This window comes from Streptomyces fulvoviolaceus (assembly GCF_000718165.1).
In the GTDB taxonomy this organism is placed as follows: Bacteria; Actinomycetota; Actinomycetes; order Streptomycetales; family Streptomycetaceae; genus Streptomyces; species Streptomyces fulvoviolaceus.
On the sequence record NZ_JOEY01000044.1, the window covers coordinates 14,694 to 35,529 of the forward strand.

Annotated in this window: 22 protein-coding genes and 1 pseudogene; 13 read left to right on the top strand and 10 right to left on the bottom strand. The window is 71.8% G+C overall.

The annotated features are described in order from the left end of the window. Positions 1 to 60: 60 nt before the first annotated feature. The gene (locus IG08_RS0138245) at positions 61 to 2,499 is read left to right on the top strand and encodes a right-handed parallel beta-helix repeat-containing protein (RefSeq protein ID WP_030613971.1); all 2,439 of its coding nucleotides are present in this window, start codon (positions 61 to 63) and stop codon (positions 2,497 to 2,499) included. Here IG08_RS0138245 and IG08_RS0138250 read toward each other — a convergent pair. After that, on the bottom strand, positions 2,469 to 4,817 hold the full coding sequence (locus IG08_RS0138250) for a membrane protein (RefSeq protein WP_030613973.1): 2,349 nt from the start codon (positions 4,815 to 4,817) through the stop codon (positions 2,469 to 2,471). The genes IG08_RS0138245 and IG08_RS0138250 overlap by 31 nt on opposite strands. A gap of 290 nt (positions 4,818 to 5,107) precedes the next feature. Between IG08_RS0138250 and IG08_RS0138255 the strand changes: the two genes are divergently transcribed. Together IG08_RS0138255 and IG08_RS0138260 are read left to right on the top strand one after the other, a co-directional pair. After that, complete coding sequence (locus tag IG08_RS0138255; protein ID WP_030613974.1) at positions 5,108 to 5,938, top strand: DeoR/GlpR family DNA-binding transcription regulator; 831 nt, start codon at positions 5,108 to 5,110, stop codon at positions 5,936 to 5,938. 52 nt (positions 5,939 to 5,990) lie between these two features. Further along, the gene (locus IG08_RS0138260) at positions 5,991 to 6,461 is read left to right on the top strand and encodes an SRPBCC family protein (protein WP_030613976.1); all 471 of its coding nucleotides are present in this window, start codon (positions 5,991 to 5,993) and stop codon (positions 6,459 to 6,461) included. A gap of 229 nt (positions 6,462 to 6,690) precedes the next feature. Here IG08_RS0138260 and cds1 read toward each other — a convergent pair whose 3' ends face one another. Then, a complete protein-coding gene (cds1, locus tag IG08_RS0138265) occupies positions 6,691 to 7,815 on the bottom strand; it encodes an L-cysteine desulfhydrase Cds1 (RefSeq protein ID WP_030613978.1) in 1,125 nt (374 codons plus the stop codon). Positions 7,816 to 8,154: 339 nt separating this feature from the next. On the opposite strand from cds1, the gene IG08_RS0138270 reads away from it, so the two are divergent. Further along, the gene (locus IG08_RS0138270; protein WP_030613980.1) at positions 8,155 to 8,478 is read left to right on the top strand and encodes a hypothetical protein; all 324 of its coding nucleotides are present in this window, start codon (positions 8,155 to 8,157) and stop codon (positions 8,476 to 8,478) included. A gap of 212 nt (positions 8,479 to 8,690) precedes the next feature. After that, entirely contained in the window at positions 8,691 to 9,233 is a 543-nt protein-coding gene (locus IG08_RS0138275; RefSeq protein WP_030613983.1) for an ATP-binding protein, read from the top strand. An 80-nt stretch (positions 9,234 to 9,313) separates the two neighbouring features. Here IG08_RS0138275 and IG08_RS0138280 read toward each other — a convergent pair whose 3' ends face one another. From IG08_RS0138280 to IG08_RS0138290, 3 genes are read right to left on the bottom strand one after another with little or no spacing between them, the layout of a single operon-like run. After that, positions 9,314 to 11,875 carry an ABC transporter permease gene (locus IG08_RS0138280; protein ID WP_030613986.1) on the bottom strand — a complete coding sequence of 854 codons (2,562 nt, stop codon included), beginning with the start codon at positions 11,873 to 11,875 and terminating at the stop codon, positions 9,314 to 9,316. After that, positions 11,872 to 12,624 (bottom strand): ABC transporter ATP-binding protein, encoded by a 753-nt coding sequence (locus IG08_RS0138285; protein WP_030613988.1) that lies wholly within the window; start codon positions 12,622 to 12,624, stop codon positions 11,872 to 11,874. Before IG08_RS0138285 ends, IG08_RS0138280 begins: the two co-directional genes overlap by 4 nt. Then, positions 12,621 to 12,941, bottom strand: coding sequence for an SHOCT domain-containing protein (locus IG08_RS0138290; RefSeq protein WP_030613991.1), 321 nt, complete (start codon positions 12,939 to 12,941; stop codon positions 12,621 to 12,623). Before IG08_RS0138290 ends, IG08_RS0138285 begins: the two co-directional genes overlap by 4 nt. A gap of 177 nt (positions 12,942 to 13,118) precedes the next feature. Between IG08_RS0138290 and IG08_RS0138295 the strand changes: the two genes are divergently transcribed. The 6 genes and pseudogenes from IG08_RS0138295 to IG08_RS54775 all read left to right on the top strand — a co-directional run bounded on the left by IG08_RS0138295 (position 13,119) and on the right by IG08_RS54775 (position 16,227). After that, a complete protein-coding gene (locus IG08_RS0138295) occupies positions 13,119 to 13,676 on the top strand; it encodes a TetR/AcrR family transcriptional regulator (protein WP_234343054.1) in 558 nt (185 codons plus the stop codon). A 12-nt stretch (positions 13,677 to 13,688) separates the two neighbouring features. Then, positions 13,689 to 14,084 (top strand): (R)-mandelonitrile lyase, encoded by a 396-nt coding sequence (locus IG08_RS0138300; RefSeq protein WP_030613997.1) that lies wholly within the window; start codon positions 13,689 to 13,691, stop codon positions 14,082 to 14,084. Positions 14,085 to 14,101: 17 nt separating this feature from the next. Next, complete coding sequence (locus IG08_RS0138305) at positions 14,102 to 14,686, top strand: DUF4865 family protein (RefSeq protein WP_030613999.1); 585 nt, start codon at positions 14,102 to 14,104, stop codon at positions 14,684 to 14,686. Then, positions 14,683 to 15,591, top strand: a complete 909-nt coding sequence (locus tag IG08_RS0138310; protein WP_030614003.1) for a phosphotriesterase family protein — start codon at positions 14,683 to 14,685, stop codon at positions 15,589 to 15,591. The genes IG08_RS0138305 and IG08_RS0138310 overlap by 4 nt, the downstream gene beginning before the upstream one ends. A gap of 28 nt (positions 15,592 to 15,619) precedes the next feature. Further along, a complete protein-coding gene (locus IG08_RS0138315) occupies positions 15,620 to 15,796 on the top strand; it encodes a DUF1272 domain-containing protein (RefSeq protein ID WP_030614006.1) in 177 nt (58 codons plus the stop codon). A gap of 16 nt (positions 15,797 to 15,812) precedes the next feature. Further along, positions 15,813 to 16,227 (top strand): annotated as a pseudogene (locus IG08_RS54775) (tautomerase family protein). Positions 16,228 to 16,233: 6 nt separating this feature from the next. On the opposite strand, the gene IG08_RS0138325 reads toward IG08_RS54775, so the two are convergent. Beyond that, a complete protein-coding gene (locus tag IG08_RS0138325) occupies positions 16,234 to 16,761 on the bottom strand; it encodes a 3'-5' exonuclease family protein (RefSeq protein ID WP_030614007.1) in 528 nt (175 codons plus the stop codon). Positions 16,762 to 16,795: 34 nt separating this feature from the next. Then, positions 16,796 to 18,265 carry a ketol-acid reductoisomerase gene (locus IG08_RS0138330; RefSeq protein ID WP_030614010.1) on the bottom strand — a complete coding sequence of 490 codons (1,470 nt, stop codon included), beginning with the start codon at positions 18,263 to 18,265 and terminating at the stop codon, positions 16,796 to 16,798. A gap of 88 nt (positions 18,266 to 18,353) precedes the next feature. On the opposite strand from IG08_RS0138330, the gene ilvY reads away from it, so the two are divergent. Further along, a complete protein-coding gene (ilvY, locus tag IG08_RS0138335) occupies positions 18,354 to 19,202 on the top strand; it encodes an HTH-type transcriptional activator IlvY (protein ID WP_030614012.1) in 849 nt (282 codons plus the stop codon). Here the strand turns inward: ilvY and IG08_RS0138340 are convergent. Continuing rightward, entirely contained in the window at positions 19,196 to 19,648 is a 453-nt protein-coding gene (locus IG08_RS0138340) for an RpiB/LacA/LacB family sugar-phosphate isomerase (RefSeq protein ID WP_030614014.1), read from the bottom strand. The genes ilvY and IG08_RS0138340 overlap by 7 nt on opposite strands. Before the next feature lie 23 nt (positions 19,649 to 19,671). Continuing rightward, positions 19,672 to 19,902 carry a helix-turn-helix domain-containing protein gene (locus IG08_RS62860; RefSeq protein ID WP_338060177.1) on the bottom strand — a complete coding sequence of 77 codons (231 nt, stop codon included), beginning with the start codon at positions 19,900 to 19,902 and terminating at the stop codon, positions 19,672 to 19,674. On the opposite strand from IG08_RS62860, the gene IG08_RS61740 reads away from it, so the two are divergent. Further along, the gene (locus tag IG08_RS61740; protein ID WP_234343055.1) at positions 19,792 to 20,109 is read left to right on the top strand and encodes a hypothetical protein; all 318 of its coding nucleotides are present in this window, start codon (positions 19,792 to 19,794) and stop codon (positions 20,107 to 20,109) included. The genes IG08_RS62860 and IG08_RS61740 overlap by 111 nt on opposite strands. Here the strand turns inward: IG08_RS61740 and IG08_RS0138355 are convergent. Further along, a complete protein-coding gene (locus tag IG08_RS0138355) occupies positions 20,068 to 20,820 on the bottom strand; it encodes an NUDIX hydrolase (protein ID WP_030614018.1) in 753 nt (250 codons plus the stop codon). The genes IG08_RS61740 and IG08_RS0138355 overlap by 42 nt on opposite strands. Positions 20,821 to 20,836 lie beyond the last annotated feature (16 nt).

The following is a 20,836-nucleotide window of genomic DNA, read 5'->3' on the forward strand; positions in this document are numbered from 1 at the left end:
CGGCCGAACCACTTCGGCAGCACAAACCCGCATACAACAAGGTGGGGGCACAGCAACGCCATGGCACAGGGCACGGTCCAGGTGACGCACACCGGAACTTCGCGGTGGCGGCGCCGCACGGGTGAGTACGCGTCGCTCGCCGCCGCCCTGGAGGCCGCGGCCGACGGCGACGTCCTCACCGTCGCTCCGGGCACCTACCGGGAGAACCTCGTCGTCCAGCGGGCGGTGACCCTGCGCGGCCCCGAAGGCTCGCCCGGCTCGGTGCGCATCGCACCCGTGGACGGCGTACCGCTGACCGTGTGCGCCTCGGCGGTGGTGCAGGACCTGCACGTGGAGGGCCAGGACGCGGCCGCGCCCGCCCTGCTCGTCGAGGAGGGCACTCCGGAGCTCACCGACATCCGCATCGTCACCCGGTCCGCGGCCGGGATCGAGGTGCGCGGCGGCGCGCGCCCGACCGTGCGGCGCTGCACCGTGGACAACCCGGCCGGCGTCGGCATCGCCGTACTCGACGGCGCGGGCGGCGTGTTCGAGGAGTGCGAGATCGTCGCCGCCGGCCAGTCCGGCGTCGCGGTGCGCGGTGGGGCCCACCCGCGTCTGGAGCGCTGCCGGATCCACCACGCCTCGGGCGCGGGCCTGACGGCCACCGGTGAGAACTCCGCGCTGGAGGCGGTGGGTTGCGAGATCTACGAGGTCCGGGGCAGCGGTGTCCAGATCACCGCCCGGGCGACCGCGCACCTCACCGACTGCGATGTGCACCGCACCACCGCCGACGGCGTCACGCTCGACACGGACGCGGTCCTGACGCTGGCCGACTGCCGTATCCACGACATTCCCGAGAACGCGGTCGACCTGCGCTCCCGCTCCGTCCTCACGCTGACCCGGACGACGGTGCGTCAGTTCGGGCGCAACGGACTGTCGGTCTGGGACCCGGGCACCCGCGTGGACGCCAACCAGTGCGAGATCTTCGACAGCACCGGCGACTATCCCGCGGTCTGGGTCAGCGACGGCGCCACCGTGGTCCTCGACTCCTGCCGGGTGCACGACGTGCCGGACGCCCTCTTCGTCCTCGACCGCGGCTCCCGCGCGGACGTCGTCGACAGCGACATCTCCCAGGTGCGCAACACCGCCGTGTCGGTGAGCGACGGCGCCACCGCGCAGCTCGACGACTGCCGGATCCGGGACGCGGCGACCGGCGCCTGGTTCCGCGACCACGGCAGCGGCGGCACCCTCAACAACTGCACCGTGGACGGCACGCAGACCGGCGTGATCGTCACCAAGGGCGCCGACCCCACCATCGAGCGGTGCACGGTCGACTCCCCCGCGGAGGCCGGCTTCTACGTGTCGGCCGGCGGCCGCGGCAGCTTTCTGAACTGCCGGGTCACGGGCAGTGGCGGCTACGGCTTCCATGTGATCGACGGCTGCCGTACGACGCTCAAGAAGTGCCGTACGGAGCGATGCGCGCGCGGCGGCTACGAGTTCGCGGACGCCGGCCCGGACGCGGCCTCCGGAGCGGGCCCCGTCGTCGAGGACTGCACGAGTGACGAGAGCGGGGGCCCGAAGCCGCCCGCGGCGCGGGAGACCGCCGTACAGACGACATCCCCGTCCGCCGGCCTGCTGGGCGCGATCCCCGGGCAGCGCAGCACCGAGCAGGAGCCGCTCGTCGCCGCAGCCGAGCCGGAGCAGCCTTCGCGCACCTCGAAGGCCGTGCTCGGTGAACTGGACGCGCTGGTGGGCCTGGACAGCGTCAAGCGCGAGGTGCGGGCGCTCACCGACATGATCGAGGTGGGCCGGCGCCGGCAGCAGGCGGGCCTCAAGGCGGCCTCCGTCAAACGCCACCTGGTCTTCACGGGCTCCCCCGGCACCGGCAAGACGACGGTCGCCCGGCTCTACGGCGAGATCCTCGCCTCGCTGGGTGTGCTGGAGAAGGGCCATCTCGTCGAGGTGTCCCGCGTCGACCTGGTCGGCGAGCACATCGGGTCCACGGCGATCCGTACCCAGGAGGCCTTCGACAAGGCGCGCGGCGGGGTGCTGTTCATCGACGAGGCGTACGCGCTGTCGCCGGAGGACTCGGGCCGGGACTTCGGCAAGGAGGCCATCGACACGCTGGTGAAGCTGATGGAGGACCACCGGGACGCGGTGGTGGTGATCGTCGCGGGCTACACGGCCGAGATGGAGCGCTTCCTTTCCGTCAACCCCGGTGTGGCGTCCCGCTTCTCACGGACCATCACCTTCAGCGACTACAGCCCCGAGGAACTCCTCAGGATCGTGGATCAGCAGGCCGAGGAGCACGAGTACCGGCTGGCGCCGGGCGCCTCGGAGGCCCTGCTGAAGTACTTCACGGTGCTCCCCAAGGGCCCCGCGTTCGGCAACGGCCGTACCGCCCGGCAGACCTTCGAGGCGATGGTGGAGCGGCACGCGAGCCGGGTCGCCCACGTCGACGACCCGACCACGGACGATCTGACGCTTCTCTACGCCGAGGACCTCCCCGACTCGCCTTGAGGCCGTGGCGCCGGTACGTCCGGCCGCAGCCGGGCCAGCAGACGTTCCCGTTCCTCGGCGAACGCCGGGTCGGCCTGGTAGTCGGAGTGTCCGAGGATGGGCGCGGGCAGCGGGTGCAGATCTGTACGGCCGTAGGCGAGCGGGTCCTTGAGCGGCTCCCGGTCCACCTCGGGGCCGCAGTCGCCGGGGAGGCGCACCGGGCCGCCGATGGGGTCGGTGAGCCGGTGCAGATTGCGCCAGCAGTCGACGTCGTGGTGCAGCGCGGTGAGCGCGGCCGGGCCGAAGTGGGCCGGGAACCAGCGGCCGTAGAGGCGCTCCAGTGGTGAGCCGTAGGTCAGCAGGGCGACGCGTTTGCGGACGGACGGCTTCAGCTGCCAGGCCGCGGCGGCCGCGAGCACGCTGCCCTGGGAGTGCCCGGAGATGACGAGCCGGCCGCCGGTGGCGCGGGTCCAGGTGGCCATCCGCCAGGTCAGGTCGGGTACCGCGCGCTCGGCGTAGCAGGGCGGCGCGAAGGGGTGGGCGGCGCGCGGCCAGAAGGTGCCCACATCCCAGAGGATGCCGATGGTACGCCGGGCGGAGGGGTCCTTGTAGGCGCGCCTGCCCCAGGTGACGAAGAGGATGAAGCCGAGGCCGATCAGCCAGGAGCCGAGCGCCTCCGCGGTCTCGGCGGCGCTCTCGACCACCGCGTAGGTGCGGTGTGCGGCCTCGCCGGGTGTCTTGTCGGTCGTCAGGGCGCCGACGAGTGCTCCGGCGCCGAGGAGCAGGGTGGCGGAGGAGGTGACGGCGACCAGGAGAGGGCCGCGGTCGGTCAGCGCGGCCATCGCGCGGGTCCGTGCGATGCGCCGGGTGCGTGCCGTGTCCTTGTGCTCTCCCGGGTACTCGCGTTCCACCACGCCCAGTTGGGCCCGGCTCAGCTGCCAGGTCCGCCGGCACAGCCAGCCGCAGATCACCAGCAGCACGACGAGCACCAGCGGAATCACGGACGCCTGCCAGGTCAGCAGGACCGGCGGACCGGCGAACGAAGTCCCGGTGCCGTCCAGCCAGTCGGCGACGCGCTGCGACACGCCGCCGGACATCACTCCGCCCAGCGCGCAGGCCAGCGTCGCCACGGCGGGCCCGCCCAGTCCGCGCATGGCGGCGCGGGGGTCGGGATGCGTGCGGTACAGGACGTGGGCCACCACGGCGAGGACGATCACCAGCAGGCCCTGGACGAAGGCGATGCCGCCGAAGGTGGCGTCCCCGGGCAACCGGCCGGCGGATTCCCAGCCCGGCCGCTCCCACCCGGCATACACCGCGGTGAGCACGAGCAGGACGAGTGCGGCGAGCGGCAGTCGTCGTACGAGATGCTCGTCGAGCTCCCGGTCGAGACGGTTCTCGCTGCGGCCCCGGCGGCAGACCACCCACACCACGGCCGCCGCAGCCGCGACGAGCCCTGCCTGCAGCAGCCGGCCGAGCGTGTCGAGCAGCTCGGGCCCGCCCGGCCCGCGGTCGAAGCGCGCCGCCGTGGCACAGACCGCCGCGGCGACGGTCAGCAGCCCCGCGGCGGTGTGCGCGGCCCGCAGCCGGGCGACCAGGCGGCGGCCGTACCAGAATCCGGGCCGGCCCAGGGCGGTGCGGCCGGTGTCCTCCTCGGGCTCGGCCCTGCGGGCCATCGGCTCCTGGGACTCGTATGCGCTCCAGGTGCGGTGGGACAGGTACCAGAGCAGGCCGGTGAGCGCGGCCGGGACCAGGGCCGCGAGCGCGAGACGGCGGCCGGGCCGGCTCCACCAGCCGCCCTCCGACACGTCGGGCGACAGGAAGCCCAGCCAGGAGTGCCGCTCGGCACACGCGCGCGTGCCCGCGCACTGCCAGGCCGCGAGGTCCAGCGCCACCTCGCAGGCGGCGGCGACCAGCAGCACGGTGAGGGTCAGCCCCGTCAGCCGTACGAGGAGTCCGTACAGCCGGACCGTGCGCTTGCGGCCTCTCGCCGTGGGCCGCATCCAATGGGCGAGGTTGACCACCATGAACGGCAGCAGCAACAGCCACAGGGCCCGGGTGCCGTTGCCGGAGGTGAGGTTGCACCAGACGTACGCCTCGGGCACCGGTCTGCCGCGGTGGTCGTCAGGCCTGCTCTCCGCGTCGACGTCGTCGGCGCGCCGGAAGACGGCCGCCGTGCCGTCGCCGGTGATCCGCACCGTGCGCGGATCGTCGAGCATCTTCTCGGGTGTCGTGCCGCCCACTCCGTGGACCAGGAGTTCCAGGGCGGTTCCGGATTCTTCGGGCCGTGCGGCGGAGTGGTCCGCTCCGCCGGTCGAGGCATGGTGTTGCGCACGCTCCACTGTTTCGCTTCCCCCGTGACGCGCTGCCGGTATGTGTCCGTGCGGGCACAAGGATCTCCGCTCGGTGCCTGGTGCACACCTCTCGTCACGGAATCTCCCCGATCCGTGTGACATCCGACGCCCGGAATGTCGCCCGGGCGGCATGTGCGCGTCGGGGCAGCCGGTGGCGCAGCTCACCCCGGCCCATGCGAGGATGGGACGTCCGCGCACCAGGGACGGGCAAAATGTCCTCGTCGAAGGGGGTGCGCAGGGCGTGTCGGACGGCTTGAGGCGAAAGGACCGGAGCGTACGTGAGTGAGAATCAGAACCTCCTCGCGGAGCAGCGGCGCGCACTGATCCTGGACGAGGTCCGGCGCCGTGGCGGCGTCCGTGTCAACGAGCTCACCCGCAAGCTCGGCGTCTCGGACATGACCGTACGGCGCGACCTCGACGCGCTGGCCCGGCAGGGCGTGCTGGAGAAGGTCCACGGCGGCGCGGTCCCGGTGGTCGAGGCGAGCACGCACGAGCCGGGCTTCGAAGCGAAGTCGGGCCTGGAGCTGACCGCCAAGGAGGACATCGCGCGAGCCGCGGCGGAGCTGGTCGCACCCGGCACCGCGATCGCGCTCTCGGGCGGTACGACGACCTACGCGCTGGCCCACCATCTGCTCGACGTGCCGGATCTGACCATCGTCACCAACTCGGTGCGGGTGGCCGACGTCTTCCACGCGGCGCAGCGCACCTCCGGGCCCCGGCAGGGCGCGGCCACGGTCGTGCTGACCGGCGGCGTGCGCACCCCGTCGGACTCGCTGGTGGGACCGGTGGCCGACCAGGCGATCGGGGCGCTCCACTTCGACGTGCTGTTCCTCGGTGTGCACGGGATATCGGTCGAGGCCGGCCTGTCGACACCGAACCTCGCGGAGGCCGAGACCAACCGCCGTCTGGTGCAGTCGGCGCGGCGGGTCGTGGTGGTCGCCGACCACACCAAGTGGGGCACGGTGGGCCTGAGTTCGTTCGCCTCACTGGAGCAGGTCGACACACTGGTGACGGACGGGGGCCTGCCGGCCTCCGCGCGCGCGGAGGTCTCCGAGCACCTGCGGCGCCTGGTGGTGGCGGGCGAGCCCGACGAGGACGAAGACAGCTGACTGCCCGCCAGCTAGGGTGACGCCGCCCGGTCCGCACAAGGGGGTTGTGTCCATGCCTCAGCAACTACGCCCGGTGGGGCTCGAGTTCGTCGAGACCGCTCCCGTACGTCTGGTCTTCGCCCGGGACGTCTCCGCCTCCCCCGAGGCGGTGTTCCGTGCGCTCGCCGAGGACGTGCCGGGCTGGAGCGAGTGGTTCCGGGCGGTGGCGGTGGCCCGGCCGACGGACGGCGGCGCCGGTCGCGAGGTCCGGCTCAAGGGCGGTACGCGCTTCCAGGAGACAGTCCTCGCCGCCAAGGAGGCCGAGGTGTACGCGTACCGCGTGGACGTGACCAACGCCCCGGGCCTGCGCGCCCTCGTAGAGGAGTGGCGGCTCACCCCGGCGGGCACCGGCACACGCGTGCAGTGGACCTTCGCCGCCGACGGGACGGCGCCCCTGCGTCTGGTGCTGAAGCTGGCGCGGGCGGGACTGGGACGGACCTTCCGGGACGCGGCCACGGCGCTGGACCGGCGGCTCTGCGCGTAAGCGGTCAGAGCCTGTGTCACATCCCCAGTCGGATCAGCGCACGTCGTCTGGTGCGTGCGATCGCAAGGCGCCGGAGCGCCCTCGACGGGGGTCCCCCCACGCGAGGTTGTTCGAGCGTGGGGGAGGAGCCACGTGGGCGTTTCGGCAACGCGGCTGGGGGTCCCCCCTCTGGGGGAGTGCGCGCCAGGCGGCGTGCGCCCGGCTGGGGATGTGACACAGGCTCTCAGGCTCAGTCGGGCCAGATCCCCGTCTCCAGCAGCGAGGCGATCGACGCCGTGTACGGCTCGATGTCCAGGCCCTGTTCGACGAGCCAGGCGTCCGAGTAGTACTTGTCGAGGTACCGGTCCCCCGGGTCGCACAGCAGCGTCACCACGCTCCCCCGGCGCCCCTCGGCCACCATCTCTGCGACGATCTTCAGCGCGCTCCACAGTCCGGTGCCCGTCGAGCCGCCCGCCTTGCGGCCGATGGCCTGCTCCAGGGCCCGCACGGCGGCGACGCTGGCCGCGTCCGGGACCTTCATCATCCGGTCGATCGCACCGGGCACGAAGCTCGGCTCCATACGCGGCCGCCCGATGCCCTCGATGCGTGAGCCGCAGTCGCACGTGACGTCCGGATCGCCGGTGGTCCAGCCCTCGAAGAAACACGAGTTCTCCGGATCGGCCACACAGATGCGGGTGTCGTGCTGCATGTAGTGGACATAGCGCGCGATGGTCGCCGAGGTGCCGCCGGTGCCGGCCGTCGCGACGATCCACGCGGGTTCCGGGAACCGCTCCAACTCCAGCTGGCGGAAGATGGATTCGGCGATGTTGTTGTTGCCGCGCCAGTCCGTGGCGCGTTCGGCGTAGGTGAACTGGTCCATGTAGTGGCCGCCGGTGTCGGCCGCCAGGCGGGCGGACTCCTCGTACATCTTCCGCGAGTCGTCCACGAAGTGGCACTGCCCGCCGTGGAACTCGATCAGGCGGATCTTCTCGGCGCTGGTCGTGCGCGGCATGACGGCGATGAAGGGCACGCCGATCAGCTTGGCGAAGTACGCCTCCGACACGGCCGTCGAGCCGCTGGACGCCTCGATCACCGGGTGGCCCGGCCGGATCCAGCCATTGCACAGGCCGTAGAGGAAGAGGGAGCGGGCCAGCCGGTGTTTGAGGCTGCCGGTCGGGTGGGTCGACTCGTCCTTGAGGTACAGGTCGATGCCCCACTTCTCCGGGAGCGGGAAACGCAGCAGGTGGGTGTCGGCCGAGCGGTTGGAGTCGGCCTGGACCTTGCGGACGGCCTCTTTCAGCCAGCCGCGGTAGGTGGCGTCGCTGTGGTCGACGTCGAGGGTTTCGCCGGTCCGGGTCTGCTGGGGGGTGGTCACGGCGGGGCTCCTTAGGGCTTTGCGCCGACGGCGCGTCGCGCGGCCGACGCTTCGATCATAGACACCTTCCGCACGCTTCTCACCTGCATAAACACACCTTTGAGAGCCCCAAAGGCCACCCTGGGGAAGGTGGCGCCCATACCTGTGGGGGCGCATTCGGCGAGTGCTCCGGACGCCCTCGGTGTGCGTACTGGTGCTCGACGCCGGTGGCGGGCAGACTGCACCGGACGGGACAGAGGTCCCGGACGGGGGCGCACACTGGATCACGAAACGAGCCGGCTCACGGCCCACACAGGAGCACGGGCCGGCACACCGACTGGCACAAGGGGGCGGGGCGGCATGGCGGAGCCGGAGTTCACGGCTACGGGCGTGCGGATCGGGAAACGGTTGCGCTCACTCACCCGGGCCGGGCAGGTCCGGATCAACGACGGCCGGCTGGAGCTGCTCACCAGTTACGGCAGCGAGATCGACAGCGCGCCGGTGCAGGCGGTGCGCGCCTCCAAGCCGTGGTTCGCGCCGGAGGACCGGGCCCTCGCGGATCTCAACGGCAAGCGGTACCTGCTGACCCTGGGCGATCACGACCCCGCTCCCGGCGAACCGGGACCGCCCGCGGCACGCAGGTTCATCGAGGCCGTGCGGAAGGCTGCGGGGCGCAGCCTCTGAATCGCCGTACCGTGCGGCTCCGCCTACCGCGAGTTGCGGACCCGCACCTCCTGAGTCACGCTGATCTCACGTCACTCTGGGTTTACCGGCGATAACGCTGCGAACCAGCCCCGCCGGCCACGACAGCAGGCGGCCGTTTCACGCAGGCACTCTGCTGGATCGATCCGAACTCCGTGTTCTTCCGGACCTCTTGCAGTCGGGGAGTCGCAGCCGTGATCAGTCACCCAAGCAGGCACTGCACGGTGGAGCTCCAAGCCCTGCCGTCGCGGATCGGCCAGGTCCGCAGAATCCTTTCGGCGCAGTTGCGCTACTGGCATATGGACCCCCTCATAGACCGGGCCGCGCTCGGTGTGACGGAGCTGTTGACCAACGTCCACCGGCATGCCCAGTCCGACAAGACGTGCACCGTGGAGATCGAGCTGCTGCTCGACCGGCTCATGGTCTCGGTGCACGACCACGACCCGCGCATGCCGGTCGTGGCGGACATGGAGGACACCGAGCAGCTCGCCACCTGCGGGCGCGGGCTCGCGATGGTCGCCGCCGTCAGCGAGAGCTGGGGTGTACGGCCGGACGGCGAGTCCGGCAAGGTCGTGTGGTTCACGCTGCCCACACCCCCGACCGCTCGGGCCGGTTCCGCGCGCCCACCACGGCACATGGTCGCGGACAAGCCCGCGCTCAGGTTCCCCGAGGTCGAACACGCGGTCGACGGCCGCAGGCCCGGACACGCTCCCGCCCGGTCGGCCGTTGCCGGCTGACCGGGCGGTGACAGGTTGTACGGCTCGTTCGCCCACGGGACGCCCTATGGCGATGGACGTTGGTGGGCACTTGCCCTTGCTCACTCCGTGGCGATCGCCCGCAGCACGTCCAAGCGCGCTGCTCGCCTGGCCGGGCGTAGGCCCGCCAGGGCTCCTGCGGCGAGGCCCACCAGCGCCACGATCGCGAGCTGCACGGGCGGCATCGCGAAGGCGAAGGCGCTGTCACTCGCGCCGTCGGAGGCCTTCACCAGCACCCAGCCGAGGAAGGCACCGAGGGCGAGCCCGCCGACCGTGCCGAAGGCGGCGACCAGGACCGACTCCCAGCGGACCATGGCCCGCAGTTGGGACCGCGTCTGGCCGACGGCCCGCAGCAGGCCCAGTTCCCGGGTGCGTTCGTGGATCGCCAGGGTCAGTGTGTTGGCGATGCCGAGGAGCGCGATGAGCACCGCGAGGGCCAGCAGCGCGTACACGAGCGTGAGCATCATGTCGATGCCGCCGGCCGAGGACTGCGCGTACTCGTCGCGGGTCTGCACCTCGGGGTTGCCGTACTGGTCGGCGACCTTTTCCACCGCTGCCTTGCCCGCGTCGGCGCTCACTCCGTCCCTGAAGGAGACGGCGACGAGGGTGTCGGAGTCCTGGGTACGGTGTGGGGCCCAGGCGGCGCGGGTGATGACGTAGTCGCCGGCGAGTTCGGACTGGCCGTAGACCGCGCGGACCGTGAAGCTCTCCTTCTTGCCGTCGGTGAAGGTCAGTTGGGCCTTGTCACCGGTCTTGAGGCCCTGCTTGTCGGCCTCCTTCTCCGTGATGGCGATGCCGTTCGCGCCGAGGGCGTTCAGGGAGCCCTGGACGTTGCCGAGGTCGAAGGTGCGCTCCAGCGCGACCGGGTCGGTGACGGTCAACGCCCGCCCCTTGCCGTCCACTTCGGCGACGCCGCGGCCGAGTCCGACGGCCGTGTCCACCTCGGGCAGCCCGTCGATGGCATCGGCCAGCTTCGGGCTCAGTCCGCTGCCGCCCGCACCGAACGACGGGGTGCTCACGGCGACGTCGCCGGCGAAGGACCGCGACACGGTCTGGTCCATGGTCGCCTTGAGCGAGGCGCCGAACACCGTGAACAGCGACACCACGGCCACGCCGATCATCAGCGCACTGGCGGTGGCAGCCGTCCTCTTGGGGCTGCGCAGGGCATTGCGTCGAGCGAGCGAGCCGGTGACACCGCGCAGTTTGCCGAGCGGACCACCGAGGACGCGTACGGCCGTCGTGGAGGCGACCGGGCCGAGGACCACGAAGGACACCAGAGCCAGGACGGCGCCGGTTCCCGGCAGCCAGAGCGACGGTGACACCAGGACACCGGTGAGCGTGACGGCCACCGCGAGCGCGGCCAGACCCGCCCCTGTGACGGCTCGGACGCGGGAGGCGCCCGACTGGTCCACGGCCGTCTCGCGCAGCGCCGCCATCGGGGCGGTGCGGCCGGCCCGTACGGCGGGCAGCAGCGCAGAGCCGAGGCAGACCACGATGCCGACCGCGAGCGGCAGGACCATGGACAGGACGCTGATCACCAAGTCGCCCTCGGGGAACGGGAATCCGATGGCCGGGAACAGTACCTGCAGCCCGGCGGCGATACCGATGCCGCCGGCCAGGCCCGCGGCCGACGCGGTCACGGCCACGGCGCTCGCCTCGACGAGGGTCGACGCGGTGACCTGACGGCGGGATGCGCCGAGGGCTCGCAACAGGGCGTTCTCGCGGGTGCGTTGGGCGACGACGATCGCGAAGGTGTTGTGGATGGAGAAGGTCGCGACCAGCAGGGCCACGCCCGAGAACACGAGGAGGAAGGTGGTGAAGATGGCCAGGAACTGACTGGAGATCATGTCGGTGTTCTCCTCGGTCGACTCCTGACCGGTGATGGCCTCAACCCCCTTGGGCAGCACGGGAGTCAGCCGGTCGACGAGTTCCTGCTGGCCGACACCGGGACCGGCGCGCACCTGGATGCTCGACGCCTCGCCGGGCCCGGCCGTGAGGTACTTCTCTGCGTCGGCCTGGGTCATACCGGTGAAGGTCACCTGGGCCATGCCGTCCTCGCCGCCGAAGGTCGCGAGACCGACGATCGTCACCTTGACCGGGTCGGGCGTCCGCAGGGTCGTCGTGTCGCCGATCTTCAGGTCGCCGCGCTCGGCCGTACCGCGGTCGATGACGACCTCGCCGGACTTCGCCGGGACCCGGCCTTCGGCGAGCTGATAGGCGTTGAGCTCGGGATCGGCGATCCAGTTGCCGGCGAGGGTGGGCGGGCCCTGGCCGCCGATGGGGTCGCCGTTCGCGCCGACGAGCTGGCCCGCGCCCTGGATGTTGGGGGCGGCGGCCGCGACGCCGGGGACCTTCTCGATGGCGGTCACCAGGTCCGCGTCGACCGGCTCCCGCACGCCCTCGCTCTCCCCGGGCGTGGTGATGGCCTCGGCGCTGCGGACGACGGCGTCGGTGCCGCTGGTCGCGTTGCCGAACATCGTGTCGAAGCTGGCGCGCAGGGTGTCGCCCATGACGAGGGTCCCGGCCAGGAACGCGACGCCGAGGAACACGGCGAGGAACGTACCGGCGAAGCGTCGCTTATGGGCGCGCAGGGAGGACACACTCAGGCGTACGGAGGCGTTCATGAGGGCACCTCGAAGGCTTTCAAGCGGTCCAGGACCTTGTCGGCGGTCGGGGATTCCATACGGTCGACCAGGCGCCCGTCGGCGAGGAAGACGACCTCGTCGGCGTGGGCGGCGGCGACCGGGTCGTGGGTGACCATGACGACCGTGCGGGCCGTCTGGCGCACGGCCCGGCCGAGGAGGCCGAGGACCTCCTCGCCGGAGCGGGAGTCGAGGTTGCCGGTCGGCTCGTCCGCGAAGACGACGTCCGGGCGACCCGCGAACGCCCGTGCCACGGCGACGCGTTGCTGCTGTCCGCCGGAGAGTTCGGAAGGCCGGTGGTGGAGTCGGTCGCGCAGGCCGACGACGTCGACGAGCGCGTCGATCCACTCCGGGTCGCCCTTGCCGCCCGCGAGGTCCAGCGGCAGCGTGATGTTCTCGGCGACGGTCAGGGTCGGTACCAGGTTGAACGCCTGGAACACGAAGCCGACGCGGTCGCGGCGCAGCAGGGTGAGGCGACGGTCGTCGAGGCCGCCGAGGTCGGTGTCGCCGATGTACGCGGCTCCCCCGGTGAGCGTGTCGAGGCCTGCCGCGCAGTGCATCAGGGTGGACTTGCCGGAGCCCGAGGGCCCCATGATCGCGGTGAAGCGGCCGACCGGGAAGTCGACGCTCACCCCGTCCAGGGCCCTCACGCTGGTGTCGCCGCTGCCGTACACCTTCACGGCGTCGACGACCCGGGCGGCCGTCCGCACGGTGGTCGTGGCGGTGGTCATGCCGCACCGCCCTTGCCCGTCGCACGGCCGAACTGCTCGTCCAGGACGGACAGCCGGCGCCAGTACTCGTCCTCGTCGATCTCGCCGGAGGCGAAGCGGCGGCCGAGCATGGCGATCGGCGAGTCGCCGGACGGGCCGGCGTCGGTCTGCGAGCGCCACGGTCCGTTGTCGCCCATCGCACGCCACGGGCCACGACGGCCGCGCCAGACGGTGCGACGCAGGACGGTGACGACGCCGATCACGACGGCCGCCCAGATCAGCGGGAAGAAGAGGATCCACGGGCCGGGGCCGCCGTCCCAGTGCGCGAGAGTCTGCATGTCGGTTCATCTCCCTGGTCGTCTCTTTTGTTGGTCCTTCGAGACTGGCTCCGGGAGGGGGTCCGGGTCGTCGTACGGCCAGCGGCAGTGCGCGTACGTCCCGGGGAGTACGTACGCGCGTTCCGGCTGCTCCTTAAGCCGTCGACTTCTGTAACTACTAGTATGTACAGTGAGGGCATGAGCACCTCGGACCGACTGATCGAGTCCACCCGCGAGCTGCTGTGGGAGCGCGGTTATGTGGGCACCAGCCCCAAGGCCATCCTGGAGCGCGCGGGCGCCGGACAGGGCAGCATGTACCACCACTTCAAGGGGAAGCCGGATCTCGCCCTGGCCGCGATCCGGCGCACCGCCGAGGAGTTGCGGGCTACCGCCGAGGGAGTACTCCGCGGGCCGGGGACGCCGTACGAGCGCATCGAGGCGTATCTGCTCCGCGAGCGCGACGTGCTGCGCGGCTGCCCGATCGGCCGACTCACGATGGACCCGGACGTCATCGCCAGTGCCGAACTGCGCGCACCCGTCGACGAGACGCTCGACGCGATCCGCGAGCTGATCGCCGGGATCGTCGAAGAGGGCAAGGAGCAGGGGCAGTTCGCGGACTCGCTGGACGGCGAGGAGATCGCGTCGACCGTCCTCGCGACCGTGCAGGGCGGTTACGTCCTGGCCCGCGCCTCCGGTTCACCCACCGCCTTCGACGCCGGCGTCCGAGGGCTGCTCTCCCTTCTCGCCCCCCGTTAGGAGTTCAGGTCTGTGCACATCACCAGGAAGCGTCCCGACACCCGGCAGGGCCCCGCGGAGAACTTCACCGGCACGGTGTGGCTCGACGAACTGGCCGCGCCCCCTGCTCCGTCCAGGCTGCGGATGTTCAACGTCCACTTCGCGCCCGGCGCCCACACTGCATGGCACCGCCATCCGCACGGCCAGGTGCTGCACGTCCTGGCGGGCGAGGGGCTGGTGCAGCGCAGGGGCGGTGACGTCGAGCCGATCCGCGCGGGCGACACCGTGTGGATCGAGCCGGACGAGTGGCACTGGCACGGGGCCGGGCCGCGCACCTTCATGACACACCTCGCCGTCGTCGAGGCGTCGCAGGACGGCACGACCACCCACTGGGACGCGCACGTCGACGCCGACGACTACCCGACCTGAGGCCTGAGGAGACACCGATGCACGCCATGCAGTACGAGCTCAGCCTGCCCGCCGACTACGACATGGGCGTCATCCGCAGCCGCGTCGCCCGGATCGGGCACCTGCTCGACGACTGGGAGGGGCTCGGCTTCAAGACGTACCTGCTGCGCGAGCGGGGCGTGAACGGCTCGCCGGTGAATCAGTACGCGCCGTTCTACCTGTGGAACACCGTGGAGGGCATGAACACCTTCCTCTGGGGAGGCGCCTTCCAGGGGCTCAGCAACGACTTCGGGCGACCGTCGGTCAGGCAGTGGACGGGCCTGGCGTACGAGGAGGGCGCCGCCGCCGGTTCGCCGGCTCGGGTGGCGGTGCGGCGACGGCAGTCGGTGCCGGACGGGGCGGAGTTGTCCGAGGTGATGGCAGGCGCGGTGGGCGAGACGGAGCGGCTGGCCGGGGAGGACGGCGCGGTGTTCGCGGCGGCGGCCGTGGACACGAGCCGCTGGGAGCTCGTCCACTTCTCGCTCTGGGCGCACGAGACACCCAAGGCCGACGGTGACGTGTTCGAGGTGCTGCACGTGTCGGCACCGGGTCGGGAGCGGCTGCCGCGGGGGCGCCAGTGGTGAGCGCTGTCCGTACGGTGCTCGGGGACGTCCCCGCCGACCAGTTGGGGGTCTGCGACGCGCACGACCACCTGTTCTTCGGCAGCCCCCGACTGCCCGGGCAGGAGCTGCAGAGCGAATCCGCGGCGCGGGCGGAGTTGCAGGCGTTCGTCGCCGGCGGCGGTCACAGTGTGGTGCAGTGGACGCCGTACGGACTGGGCCGCCGGGCCGCCGATCTGCCGCCGCTGTCCCGGGAGACCGGGGTGCACGTGGTCGCCGCGACCGGACTGCACCAGGCCGTCCACTACGACGACGAGACGCTCGCCGGGCTACGTGGCAGGCTCGCCGGGGTCTTCTTCTCGGAACTCACCGACGGCATCGGCACGTCGGGCGTCCGCGCGGGGCTGATCAAGGTCGCGGGCGGGTTCCACGCCCTCGACGCGCACGCGCGCTGGACCATGAGCGCGGCGGCCGAGGCCCACCACGCGACGGACGCGCCCATTGCCGTACATCTGGAGCTGGGTACCGGTGCGCTGGATGTACTGGATCTGCTGTGCGGCGAGTTGGGGGTGCCGCCGCACCGGGTGATCCTGGGCCACCTCAACCGCTGCCCCGACTTCACGGTGCACAGCCAGGCCGCGGCGGCGGGCTGCTGCCTCGCCTTCGACGGACCGTCACGCGCGCATCACGCCACGGACTGGCGCATGCCGGACGCCGTACGCGCGCTCGCCGACGCGGGCCACGGCGACCGTCTGCTCCTCGGCGGCGACACCACGACCGCGGCGGCCCGCTCGGTCAACGGCGGCCCGGGGATGCCGTATCTGCTGCGCCGGGTGCGGCCGCGGCTGACGGTCGAGCTGGGTGAGGAGCTGGTGGCGCGTATCCTCACGCGGAACCCGGGACGGGCCTTCGGCGTGCAGTGGCGCTGACCAGGGCCCCTTGCCGAAAGGTGAAGAGATGGCACTGGAGATGCGCGATCGGTGCGAGCGCTGCGAGACCGCGGCGCTGCCGCCCGACGCCCCGGCCCGCATCTGCACCTACGAGTGCACCTTTTGCGTGCCCTGTACGGAGGCCATGCAGGACATCTGCCCCAACTGCGGCGGCGAGCTGGTCCCGAGGCCGCGCCGCGCCTGAAGTGGAGAACCGCGAGATGCCCTTCGTCCGCATAGACGCCCTGAGTGCCGACGGCGCCCGGCTCGACGCGCTGGGCCGTGCCGTGCACGACGCCCTGAGGGAGACGATCGGCATCCCGCCCGACGACCTGTTCCAGGTCCTGGTCGGCCACGACGGCGTCGGCAGCACGCTCCGCTACGGCGACTACCTGGGAGTTACACCGAGACGACGGAATCGTGTACGTCGCGATCACGCTGCGCTCGGGACGTACACCCGACCAGAAGCGGGCGCTGTACCGGCGGATCGCCGAACTCGCCCACGCCTACGCGGGCACCGAACCGCGGAACGTGTTCGTCACCGTGACCGAGAACGGGCCTGCCGACTGGTCGCTCGGCCACGGGGTGGCGCAGTACCTCGACGACGGTGGCGGGTCCGGGGCTCGGCCGAAATGATGTCGCTCACCGGCAGAGTGCGTCGATGTCGTCCGAGAAGGTCGGGAACTCGGCTCGGGCGGCGGTGACGATGTCCCGGGTGGGGCGGCGCGGGGTGGTCGCGTGCCGCCCGGCAAGAGCGGTCAGTGCCGCGTTCGGGCGCCCCTCGTGCTGCTCGTGCTCGACGACCTCCATCGGCCCCAGGCCGTCGGCCAGCACCCACAGGAAGTCGGACAGGCTCGGTGCCACCACACCGCGCTCGCCCTCCGAGCCCAGGAACACCACGGGCTGCTCGGCGAGGGGGCGCCCCGGCCGCACGCACCACAGGGCTACGAGACCGCCGGTGCCGTCCTGCCCGAAGACCCGATAGGCGTCGCCGTCCAGTTCGTGGTTGCCGGTCCAGTGGCGGAGCCAGTCCGTGGTCTCCTCGGCGGAGTCGAAGGCGTCGTACGGTTCGTAGTCGACGCCCTCGCCGTCGTCGTAGTCGAACTCCACGCGGGCCACTTCGGTCAGGGCGGCGGGAAAGGCGCGGTCGCCCTCAGTCGTCTCGATCATGCGCGCAGGCTAACCGCCCCCACTGACAACAGCCTTACGCCACCGAGATGTCCACCGACGGCCGGAGCTTCGCCGCCGCGGCCAGCGCCTCGTGGACGGGGTGGGTGGTGAAAGCGCTCAACAGGGCCTCGTCCGCCGGGAGTTCGGCGGCCGGGTAGGCGATCTGTTCGTACGCGGCCTGGAAGCGCGGGCCCCAGCGGCGGGCGCCGAGGCGGGCCGTGCGGGAGCAGTTGTCGACCATGTGGGCCACGTCGCGGGCGTGCATGTACGGCAGCAGCGAGTCGACCGCCTCGATGACGGACTCGTTGACGATCTCCGACCACGGGTGCCCGCGCTCGGCGAACTCGTCGACCTGGGCCATCATCGTGGCGACGAAGACACCGGCGGTGAACGGGTCGACGGGCAGCTCGCGTTCGGCCCGCCGAGCCCGCACCCGGTCTCCGACGGACCACATGGCCGAACCGCCGATCCCGCTCATCGGGCGGGCTCCTAGCCGCCGTTCGGCGAGGATCACGCTGCGCAGCTCCGTGCCGTCGGCGACCTCGTCGTAGATCTCCGCGACGATTTCGCGGGCGGGTCCGTACGTCGCCGTGTACGCGCGGTCGAAGACCTCCCGGCCGACCGCGTCGAGGCCCTCGCGCACCGCGCCGATCCCGGCCTGCGAGATCGTGCGGGCGATCGGCCCGGTGACGTTCTCGCAGGACCTCTCGTACGCCGTGACCTCGTCGGCACCGGCCAGCCGGCAGCGGCCGTACCGGCTCTCGACGATGCCGTGCACGGCGCCGAGCAGGATGGCGCGCTCGCCGACGATGTCGGAGAGGTACTCGCTCTCCAGTGTGGTGCGGAAGGTGTACGGCGACCCGAGCGCGACCGACCAGCCGAGCGCGAGGTCGGCGGCCCGGCCGTCGGGGTCGGCGTGCACGGCGAAACTGCTGTTGATGCCGGCGCCGTTGATCTCGGCGCCCTGCTGGTAGAGGCGGCGCACGGAGTCGCCCATGCCCTTGGGGCAGACGGCGATCACCGGATGGCCGGGCGGGAAGTCGCCGCCGGTCTCGCGGAGGTGGCCGAGCAGGAAGCCGTGGGAGAGGCCGATGGCCGCGCCGGGCTTCAGGAGCGCGAAGATCTCCTGGTGGTGGGCGGCGAGCGCGGCGTCCGCGATCAGCAGCACGACCAGGTCGCTGTCGGCGGCGACGGCGAGCCAGTCGCCGAGCGTGCCGTCCTCCTCGGTGAAGCCGTGGGCGCGGGCGTCGGCGGCCGACCGGGACCCGGGGCGCAGCCCGACGGTCACCCTGATGTCCGTACCGGCGAGGGAGTCGCGCAGGTTGAGCGCCTGGGCGCGGCCCTGCGGACCCCAGCCGATCACACCGATGCGGCGCACTCCGGCGAAGGCCTGCGGCAGCAGCGGAAACAGGTGCCGGCCACCGCGCAGCACGGTCTCCGTGCCGCCGGGGACGTCCATCGTTTCGAGAGGGAAGACGCGGGAGGTGTACGTGGTCGAGGTCATGGTCGAGTTGTAGGCTCCCGGCGAGTGTTGCAGCAAGCGCAACTCCTGCACCGCACTGTTGCGTGAAGTGAAAGGGACAGGTCACGAGATGCGGGACGATCATCGAGAGCTCCGGCTTTTCCTGCATCTCGCGCAGTCGCTGAACTTCGGCCGGACGAGTCTGGACTGCCATGTCAGCGCGGCGACGCTGACCCGGACCGTGCAGCGGCTGGAGACGGACCTCGGGCATCGCCTGTTCGACCGGGGCCCGCGGGGCGTGTCACTGACGGCGGAGGGCCACCGCTTCCGTGAATACGCCGTCCAGGCACTGGAGTTGTGGCGTGCCTACCGCGAGGAGCATCCCGACCCGGCCGAACTGACGGGCCGGCTGGCCGTGTTCGCGACGGTGACGGCCTGCCAAGCCTTGCTGCCCGACCTGTTGGCCCCGTTCCGCGCGGCCCATCCCCAGGTGCGGCTCGACCTGCGCACCGGTGACGCGGCCGCGGCACTCGCCCGCCTCGACGAGGGCGAGGTCGACGTGGCCGTCGCGGGGATCCCGGCCCGGCTGCCGGAGCCGCTGGTGAGCCGGACGGTCGCGGTCACCGAGCTGGTCCTCGTCACCGCACGGGACCGCCCGGACCCCGGCCTCGACGGCCCCTTCGTCCTTCCCCACCGCGGGCTGGTCCGCGACGCCGCCGACCGCTGGTTCCGCACCCGCGGCACGGTCCCCGACGTGGCCTGTGAACCGGACGGCCACGAGGGGTTGTTGACGCTGGTCGCCCTTGGCTGCGGGACGGGCGTGGTCCCCCGTCTCGTACTGGAGCACAGCGCGGTGCGGGACCGGCTGTCCCTGGTGCCCGCCGATCCGCTGCCGGAGCCGTTCCCGATCGGGTTGTGCGTACGGCGGGCCGATCTGCGCCGACCGCTGGTGGCGGCGCTGTGGAGCCTGTGTCAGTGAGCCCTGTCGAGGTCCAGGCGCTCGACGCGTGCCACGTTCTCCCGGTCCTCGGCGTCCGCGCTGGCCTCGGCGGCGAACCAGGCGTCGAGGATCTCCTTCAGCAGTGGCTCGGAGGTCAGCCGCAGGCTGAGGGCCAGCACATTGGCGTCGTTCCAGCGGCGGGCGCCGTCGGCCGTGTAGGCGTCCGTGCACAGGGCCGCCCGTACGCCCGGCACCTTGTTGGCTGCGATCGAGGCACCCGTGCCGGTCCAGCAGCACACGACGGCCTGGTCCGCCGTCCCGGCGGCGACCTCGCGAGCCGCCGCCTCCGAGCAGGCGGCCCACTGCGGGTCGGCACCGGGGTGCAGCGCGCCGTGAGCGACCACCTCGTGACCGCGGCCGCGCAGCTCGGTGACGAGAGCGCGCGCCACGGGTTCGTCCATGTCGGAGGAAACGGAGATCCGCATGACATGAGCCTACTCGGGCCGGCTCAGGCGCCCAGCGTACGGCTGAGCAGGTCCCGGCGGTTGTGCGTGCCGGTCTTCGCGAACACCGACCTCAGGTGGTCCTGGACGGTGTGTTCGGTGACGTACATGCTGCGGGCCGCGGTGTGGCTGTCCGCGCCCTTGGCGAGCAGGCCGAGGAGTTCGCTCTCGCGCCGGCTGAGTGCGCAGGCGCGGGTGAAGACGGCCGGCCGCTCCGCCGGTGCCGTCTCCTCGATGGTGACGGCGATCGTCTGCTCCTCCGGGTCCAGCGGCCGGTCGACGATCCCGCCTGCGTCGTCGTCGACCTGGACTTCGACGACGTGGCCGGCGCCGAGCGGTTCCTGGGCTTCCTCAGGGAGACGGTGTGGGCCTCGTCCGAGAACGCGCCGGCGCTGGTCGGGTCACCTCGGACGCGGATCCTGGAGACCGTCGAGGAGGCGTGAGTCCATGTGGTAGCGGACGAGGGGTTCCAGATAGACCACGTGCGGGCCTGCGAGGTCCGCGAGCTCGGCCGGGGAGCCGATCAGGGCGATCCGGTCGAACTCCGGGTCATGTCCCTGTGCCGTCTCCTCGGCAACCAGGGCCGCGAATCGCTCATGCAGCTGGGACGCGGGCCTGCTCGGCGCGAGGTAGTGGACACCGATCTGCCCGTCCGACCTGTGGATGACGAGACGCCGGGTGAGATCTTCGGCCGGCGTGTCGATGCCTGTCTCCTCGGCGAGTTCCACGGCGGCGTGACGGCGCAGTGCGGCCTCGTCGAGGGGCGTGCGGCCGGTGGGAGGTTCGATCGATCCGCCGGGCAGTTGCCAATGGCCGGGGGCGGCGGTGGATGACGACATACGGCCCACCAGCACGCGTCCGTCGTCGGTCGGCTGCATCACGCTCACGAAGAGGGAACGCCGCGCTGTGGCGCCGGGGACCCGGCGCAGTGCGAGGTACCGGTAGGTCGTCCGGGACCAGGAGACGACCAGCTCGCCCGAGGGCTCCCGGTCGAGCCCAGCGCAGACCGCCAACGGTCCGTCGAAGAAGCTCGGGTTGGCCTCGACCGCTTCGTCCCAGGCGCGGTTCATGGCCGCGCGCTGCTCAGCCGACATCGGGGGCGCCGCCACCTCGACCAGACGCAGCCGTCCGGCCTCCAGCAGCTCAACACTCATGGGAACAGAGGTCTGT

Excerpts from the sequence above, each read along its gene's own strand:
- IG08_RS0138245 (WP_030613971.1), top strand. The coding sequence starts at position 61 with ATGGCACAGGGCACGGTCCAGGTGACGCACACCGGAACTTCGCGGTGG.
- IG08_RS0138260 (WP_030613976.1), top strand. The coding sequence starts at position 5,991 with ATGCCTCAGCAACTACGCCCGGTGGGGCTCGAGTTCGTCGAGACCGCT.
- IG08_RS0138270 (WP_030613980.1), top strand. The coding sequence starts at position 8,155 with ATGGCGGAGCCGGAGTTCACGGCTACGGGCGTGCGGATCGGGAAACGG.
- IG08_RS0138280 (WP_030613986.1), bottom strand. The coding sequence starts at position 11,875 with ATGAACGCCTCCGTACGCCTGAGTGTGTCCTCCCTGCGCGCCCATAAG.
- IG08_RS0138285 (WP_030613988.1), bottom strand. The coding sequence starts at position 12,624 with ATGACCACCGCCACGACCACCGTGCGGACGGCCGCCCGGGTCGTCGAC.
- IG08_RS0138290 (WP_030613991.1), bottom strand. The coding sequence starts at position 12,941 with ATGCAGACTCTCGCGCACTGGGACGGCGGCCCCGGCCCGTGGATCCTC.
- IG08_RS0138295 (WP_234343054.1), top strand. The coding sequence starts at position 13,119 with ATGAGCACCTCGGACCGACTGATCGAGTCCACCCGCGAGCTGCTGTGG.
- IG08_RS0138305 (WP_030613999.1), top strand. The coding sequence starts at position 14,102 with ATGCACGCCATGCAGTACGAGCTCAGCCTGCCCGCCGACTACGACATG.
- IG08_RS0138315 (WP_030614006.1), top strand. The coding sequence starts at position 15,620 with ATGGCACTGGAGATGCGCGATCGGTGCGAGCGCTGCGAGACCGCGGCG.
- IG08_RS0138325 (WP_030614007.1), bottom strand. The coding sequence starts at position 16,761 with ATGATCGAGACGACTGAGGGCGACCGCGCCTTTCCCGCCGCCCTGACC.
- IG08_RS0138330 (WP_030614010.1), bottom strand. The coding sequence starts at position 18,265 with ATGACCTCGACCACGTACACCTCCCGCGTCTTCCCTCTCGAAACGATG.
- ilvY (WP_030614012.1), top strand. The coding sequence starts at position 18,354 with ATGCGGGACGATCATCGAGAGCTCCGGCTTTTCCTGCATCTCGCGCAG.
- IG08_RS0138340 (WP_030614014.1), bottom strand. The coding sequence starts at position 19,648 with ATGCGGATCTCCGTTTCCTCCGACATGGACGAACCCGTGGCGCGCGCT.
- IG08_RS0138355 (WP_030614018.1), bottom strand. The coding sequence starts at position 20,820 with ATGAGTGTTGAGCTGCTGGAGGCCGGACGGCTGCGTCTGGTCGAGGTG.